We start from the raw sequence: 6,301 nt of genomic DNA on the forward strand, positions 1-6,301 counted from the left end.
GTCCACGCACAGCACGCGCGGATGCCGAGGGTCGCGGCGCGCTCGGCGTAGCCTCGGGGGAGAGCGGCGCAGAGGTGGTCGAGCGCAACGGCGCGGCCCTCGTGCAGCAGTTCGAGCCACGACTCCAGGATCAGCGTGTAGGCCGCGTCGATCGCGCCCGCGGCAACGTAGTGCTCGATCGCGTCGAGCGGGTCGCTGTCCCGCAGCGCCTCGGCGGCCCGTAGATGGCGATGCACGACGGCATCCGGATCGCGACGCTCCTCTGCGGTCGTCACGGCCGTTCGGAAGGCGTCGTGCCACACGTACGCGCGCCGGCCCTCGTGGCTGAACCGGTCGAGGAACAGGCCTCTTCGCACGCACTCTTCCAGTTGCGCCGCCGCGTCGGCGCGTCCGCTGATCGCCGCGGCCAGCGGGCCATCCAGGGTGGAGACGATCGTGGTGGCGCGCACGATCTCTACGACCGGGTCAGGCAGTTCCCTCAGGATGGCGTCATCGATGTACTGGTCCAGCAGCACGGAGTCGTCGGTCGCCGCCCCTCCCAGCTCGATCCGCACCGCGACGGGCCAGCCGCCCGTGCGATCGCGGATCTCGTCGGCGCGGTCGGCGGTCACGTCGATGCCCATCGTGCAACCGGCCAGCGCGATCTCGGCGCTGTCGAAAGCGAGGATGCCGGGGCCCACCGCGGCGCCGCCGCGCGGCGAACCGAGGGCTCGCAGCACGTCGGGAGCGGGAGCCGTGCTCAGCACGACGAGGCGGATGCCGCTCGGCTGCTTGACGGCCAGCGCGGCGACGAGGCTGTCGACGAGGTCGTCGGCGAACTCGGCCTGATCGACGACGAGGACGATCTCGCTCGGGAGGAAACGCAGCCGCTCGGCGATGACGTCGACGCCGCCGCCGACATCGGTCGGGTCGAACGACAGCACCTCGAGAGGTTCGGGGTGCCCGACGACCCGTCGCAGGGCGGCGACGACGCCGTGGGTGATGCGCGCGATGTCGCCGTCGTAGCGGGTGAGGCTCAGCCAGGCCACCGGCAGCGCCGCCTGGCGCGCCCACTCGGCGACCGCCGTGCTCTTGCCGAAACCGGAGGGCGCGCCGACGGCCACGACGCGGTGGGACCGGATCGCCCGGTCGAGCTCGGCGGTCACGCGAGGGCGCGCGATCGCGCGGGTGGACTCGGGGGGAGTCGTGAGAAACCACGGTGTGCGAGAACCGGCGGTGATGGCACCGACTCCGGAGGAGCGCGCCGCGTCTGACATGCCGTCAGTCTACGAGCGACGGCATGTCAGACGAGTGTGGGCTGTAACGGAGCGCCTCCCTGGGTCAGGTTTCCTATCCCCAGGGCGCGACAGCGCCGCGAAGAAAGGCTGCAACGGAGCGCCGCAGCCGGTCAGGACGCGCCGGCGGTGGCTCCCTCGAGCTTGGCGAGCACCTGGTCGATCGTGAAGGATGCTGGCTTCTGGCGCACCGGGAACTCCGCCAGCGTCGCCACCATGTCGGCCACATACTTCTGCGCGGGGACGAACAGCCACACGCGCTCCATCATCCAGTCGAAGTACGTGTTCGACGTCTGGTCGGCGCGCTCGAACGGGTCGGTCTTGAGGTTGAACAGCTTCGGCGCGCGCAGTTCGATCCAGGGGTCGAGCCAGATCGCGAGGGTGCCCTGCGCGCGCTGCTCGAGGAAGACGATCTTCCAGTTGTCGAAACGCAGCGCGGTGAGGTCGCCCTCGTCCGAGACGTAGAAGAAGTGCCGGCGCGGGCTCACGTCGGTCTTGCCGGTGATGTAGTCGAGCTGGTTGTGTCCGTCGAGGTGCACCTTGTAGTCGCTGCCGACGAGGGTCGTCCCGGCCTTGAGCTTGTCGGCGATCTCCGGTTCGCCGGCGGCGGCGAGCAGCGTCACGAACCAGTCGTTGTGGCTCACGATGCCGTTGAGGGTCGTGCCGGCGGGGATGTGACCCGGCCAACGGACCATCGCGGGAACGCGGTACGCGCCCTCCCAGTTGGAGTTCTTCTCGCTGCGGAACGGCGTCATCCCGGCATCCGGCCAGCTGTTCATGTGCGGGCCGTTGTCGGTGGAGTACATGACGATCGTGTTGTCGGCGATGCCGAGGCGGTCGAGCTCGGCGAGCAGCTCGCCGACGAGGTCGTCGTGGTCGCACATCGTGTCGTGGTACTCGGACTGCCAGCGGCCGGCACGGCCCTTGCTCTCGGCCTTGCCGTGCGTGCGGAAGTGCATGTGGGTCGAGTTGAACCACACGAAGAACGGGGTGTCCGCTTCGACCTTGTCCTGGATGAAGTCGATGGCCGCGTCGCGGAACTCTTCGTCGACGGTCTCCATGCGCTTCTTCGTGAGCGGGCCGGTGTCTTCGATGCGCTGCGTGCCGTCCTCGTTCGCCCACGAGTGGATGACGCCGCGTGGGCCGAAGTTCTGGCGGAAGTTCGGGAACTCCTCGGGGGTGGGGTAGTCGTACTGCTCCGGCTCCTCCTCGGCGTTGAGGTGGTAGAGGTTGCCGAAGAACTCGTCGAAGCCGTGCGCGGTCGGCAGGAACTCGTCGCGGTCGCCGAGGTGGTTCTTGCCGAACTGGCCCGTCGCGTAGCCCTGCTCCTTGAGCGCCGTCGCGATCGTGGGGTCCTCGTGCTGCAGCCCGAGCTTTGCACCCGGCATCCCGACTTTCGTGAGGCCCGTGCGGTACGGGTTCTGACCCGTGATGAACGCGGCACGACCGGCGGTGCAGCTCTGCTCGCCGTAGTAGTCGGTGAACTTGACGCCCTCGTCCGCGATGCGGTCGATGTTCGGCGTGCGGTAGCCCATCAGCCCGTCGGAGTACGTGCTGAGATTCGAGATGCCGATGTCATCGCCCCAGATGATCAGGATGTTGGGCTTTTCGGCCATAGGGAGCTCCTCCAATGCGCGCGCGGCGGTCGCCGCGCCTTCAGGCATCGAACCACCGGCACGCGAAGGGGCCAAGCGGATGCCGGGGCAACTCGCCCGCCACGGGTGAGCGCCTTTTTCCCACGGCCGTTCCCGCTCGTACGGTCGAAGCATGACCGGTCCCGTTCTGCCACGCGAGGCCGCCGACATCGCGTGGCACTGGTCGTTCTTCGTCCTCGGCGCGATCTACGCCCTGCCGGCGATGATCGTGATCCCGTTCTCTCCCGCGGCCGGGCTCGGCCTTGCCGTCGGAGTACTGCCGGTGGCGGCGTTCAATCTGCCGCGCTTTCGCCGCGGGCGGCGGGCGATCCTGCTCGTCGGGTGCATCAGCGGGGCCTGCTTCGTCGTCGGGTCGCTGCTGACGCAGCGGCCGGTGCTCGCCGTCGTCGCGATGTTCCTGCTGGGGGTCGGGTTCGCGCTGTGGGGGCGGGTGCGTCCGGCCGGGCGGCTCGCGATGGCGCTGTGCCTGCCCCTGATCGGCATCGGGCTGAGCTTCGACGACGTCGCCCTGGCGGCGACGGTCGCGGGACTCATGGTGCTGGGTGCCGCGTACGCGTGGGGGATCGCGATGCTGTGGCCTGAGCACCAGGTGCCGCTGCCGGTGCGCGACAGCGAGCCGACCCGGCAGGAGATGCTCCTCTACGGCGTGCTGCTGGGCGGAGCGGCCGCGACGGCCACCGCGATCGGCTACGCATTGCAGCTCGAGCACGTGGGGTGGGTGACGGGGGCGGCTCTCATGGTCATGCGACCGGTGCGCGAGCAGCTGATCCTGCGCAGCGTCTCGCGGTCGGCGGCCGTTGTCGTCGGCGCGTTCGCCGCGGCATCCTTCGCCCTGCTCACGCCGTCGCCGCTGGCGATCGCCGTCGCGATCGGCCTCGTGATCGCGGCGCTGTCGGCGACGCAGGCCAGCCGCTGGTACATCGCCCCGGCGTTCACGACGTTCGTCGCGCTCACCCTCATCCTGCAGGCGCCCGGCGAACGGCCGGGCATGCGCTTCGTGGAGCGTACCGTCGAGACGGCGATCGGCGTCGGCGTCGCGCTCGTCTTCGGGGCGCTGATCCCGGCGCTCATCCGCCTGAGGCGTTCGCGGCGTTCGCGGCGTTCGGGTCGTTCCGTTCGTTCGAAAGGAGACTTCTCGTGACTCTCTCTCCCTCGCTGCCGTCGGTGCTGCCGTCCTGGCGCGACACGCCCACGCGTGCCGCCATCCTCGCCTTCGTCGAGGCGGTGACCGACCCGGCATCCCCCGATTTCGTGCCGGTGGATGCCCGCGTGGCCGTCTTCGACAACGACGGCACCCTGTGGACCGAGAAGCCGATGCCGACGCAGCTGCACTATCTGCTGGAGCAGTGGCGGCTGACCGCCGCCGCGGACCCGACGCTCGCGCAGCGCCAGCCGTACAAGGCGGCCGCCGAGGGTGACTACGCCTGGTTCGGGGCCGCCGTCGACAAGCACTACGCGGGCGACGACTCCGACCTGCGGGTGCTCATCGGCGGGGTCGCCGCCGCGAGCGCCGGGGCGAGTACCGAGGAGTACGCGGCATCCGTCGCCGCCTTCTATCGCGAGGCCCGCCACCTCGTGCTCGGCACGCCGTACGCGCAGACCGTGTTCGCGCCGATGGTGGAGCTGATCCGGATGCTGGACGAGCACGAGTTCCGCACGTACATCGTCTCGGGCGGGGAGCGCGACTTCATGCGGCCCATGACGAGCGACTACTACGGCATCCCGCCGCAGCGCGTCGTCGGCACCGCGATGGACCTGGAGTACGACGAGCAGGCCAACGTCGTGCGGTACGCGCCGAAGCTCGACTTCTTCGATGACGGGCCGCTCAAGCCGGTGCGCATCTGGTCGCGCGTGGGGCGGCGGCCGATCCTGGCGGGCGGCAACTCCAACGGCGACATCCCCATGCTGCGCTTCGCGCAGGGGTCGCCGCGCAGCCTCGCCCTGCTCGTCCACCATGACGACGACACCGGCCGCGGCGACCAGCCCTACGACAAGGGCGCCGAGCAGGCCCTCGACGTCGCCCCCGCGCACGGCTTCACCGTCGTGAGCGTGAAGGACGACTGGGACCGGGTGTTCCCGGGGGCTTGAGTGGCGGGGTTGGGCGGCGGGGTTGCGGGGGCGCCCGCCCCGACCCGACGCGTGTGGTCGCATCGGATGCCGGTTGTGCGGCCGTTTGCGTCGGGTCGGCGACGGGCGGTCAGTTTTCGGCGGTGAGAGTTCTCGCCCAGAGCGCGCGGTGAGTTCTCACGAAGTCGAGCGTCGATGCCCAGTAGGCCCCGTGCCCCGCCGCGAACATGGTGGCCCACGGCTCGCGCCCCTCGGCATGCGCCGACCGCAGCAGTTCGAGCATCGCGGAGGTGCGGCGTTCGATGGCGTCCGGCAACGCCACGCGGAGCCCGGCATCGGCGTCGTAGCCGTCGACGAAGGCACGCAGAGCGTCGGCGGCACGCTCGGGAGGCTGGTCGACGCGCGAGAGGGTGAAGGCCTGCGCGGCATAGGCGAGATCCCACAGACGAGTACTCGGGGCCGCGGCATCCCAATCGATGAAGACCCACCGCTCACCGATGATCAGGTTCCACGGAGCGAGGTCGTTGTGGCACACGAGGTCGGCCCCCGGAGCCGGGATCGCGGTCTCCCATATCGCGTCCGCGGGCGCGAGAAAGGTCTCGCTCGCGTCGTGGATCGAGCGCACCAGAGCGCCCACACGACGCAGTTCGGCGTGGGTGAAGGGCCCCCGCTCGATCGCCGGTCGGCCGGGAACGAACTCGATCACCTGCCGGCCGCGTTCGTCCTGCCCCCTTGGCTCGGGAACGTCAACCCCCGCCTCGCGCATGGCTCGCATGAACGCGTGGACGCTGGAGCTGGCGGGTGTCAACGCCTTGCGAACGGAGTTCCCGACTCTTGCAACGTCGCCGCTCGCGTTGCCGCCGGCCAGCACTCCGTCGTGGTCCATGCCCCGACCCTACCGAGACTTTGCGCCTGCACGACGGCGGGTGCGCCCCGGCATCCCGCTTCGCGCTCCCCGGCGACCGATCTTCGCCCCCGCCCATCCCGACCCGACGCGTGTGGTCGCATCGGATGCTGGCTATGCGGCCGTTTGCGTCGGGTCGGCGACGGGTGGGAGATGAGGGCGGGGGAGCAGGGCGGGTGGGATGCCGGGGTCAGGCGTCGCGGGCGCAGCGGAAGCCGATGTGGCTCATGCCGGTGTCCTCCGCTTGGGGGGAGCGGGCGGCGGGTCTGAAGCGCAGGCAGTACTCCGGCGTGCACAGCTGCGACCCGCCCTTCAGGACGCGCCGGGGCATCGCGGGCGTCGCGGGTTCGGCGCTCGCGCTCGCGGGGTCGGGCTCGCCAACCCCACCCGTAGCACCGCCC

General features: G+C 70.4%; 6 protein-coding genes. 2 read left to right on the top strand and 4 right to left on the bottom strand.

Annotated features, from left to right (window positions below; genetic code table 11):
- Positions 1–1,256, bottom strand: a 1,256-nt coding sequence (locus tag WBP48_RS03005; RefSeq protein WP_424435878.1) for a hypothetical protein, incomplete at its 3' end; no start/stop codon positions are given.
- A gap of 131 nt (positions 1,257–1,387) precedes the next feature.
- Positions 1,388–2,890, bottom strand: coding sequence for an arylsulfatase (locus WBP48_RS03010; RefSeq protein ID WP_424435881.1), 1,503 nt, complete (start codon positions 2,888–2,890; stop codon positions 1,388–1,390).
- A 151-nt stretch (positions 2,891–3,041) separates the two neighbouring features.
- Here WBP48_RS03010 and WBP48_RS03015 point away from each other — a divergent pair, with 151 nt between their 5' ends.
- Entirely contained in the window at positions 3,042–4,070 is a 1,029-nt protein-coding gene (locus WBP48_RS03015) for an FUSC family protein (RefSeq protein WP_424435884.1), read from the top strand.
- Positions 4,067–5,017, top strand: coding sequence for a haloacid dehalogenase-like hydrolase (locus WBP48_RS03020; RefSeq protein WP_424435887.1), 951 nt, complete (start codon positions 4,067–4,069; stop codon positions 5,015–5,017). The genes WBP48_RS03015 and WBP48_RS03020 overlap by 4 nt, the downstream gene beginning before the upstream one ends.
- 109 nt (positions 5,018–5,126) lie before the next feature.
- Here the strand turns inward: WBP48_RS03020 and WBP48_RS03025 are convergent, their stop codons facing one another.
- Together WBP48_RS03025 and WBP48_RS03030 are read right to left on the bottom strand one after the other, a co-directional pair.
- Entirely contained in the window at positions 5,127–5,882 is a 756-nt protein-coding gene (locus WBP48_RS03025; RefSeq protein WP_424435889.1) for a phosphotransferase, read from the bottom strand.
- Between the two features lie 208 nt (positions 5,883–6,090).
- Positions 6,091–6,301: SUMF1/EgtB/PvdO family nonheme iron enzyme (locus WBP48_RS03030; RefSeq protein WP_424435892.1), on the bottom strand; the 211-nt coding region annotated here is incomplete at its 5' end.

The sequence above is a fragment of the Microbacterium sp. genome (assembly GCF_049661145.1).
GTDB lineage: Bacteria > Actinomycetota > Actinomycetes > Actinomycetales > Microbacteriaceae > Microbacterium.

Excerpts from the sequence above, each read along its gene's own strand:
- WBP48_RS03010 (WP_424435881.1), bottom strand. The coding sequence starts at position 2,890 with ATGGCCGAAAAGCCCAACATCCTGATCATCTGGGGCGATGACATCGGC.
- WBP48_RS03025 (WP_424435889.1), bottom strand. The coding sequence starts at position 5,882 with ATGGACCACGACGGAGTGCTGGCCGGCGGCAACGCGAGCGGCGACGTT.
- WBP48_RS03015 (WP_424435884.1), top strand. The coding sequence starts at position 3,042 with ATGACCGGTCCCGTTCTGCCACGCGAGGCCGCCGACATCGCGTGGCAC.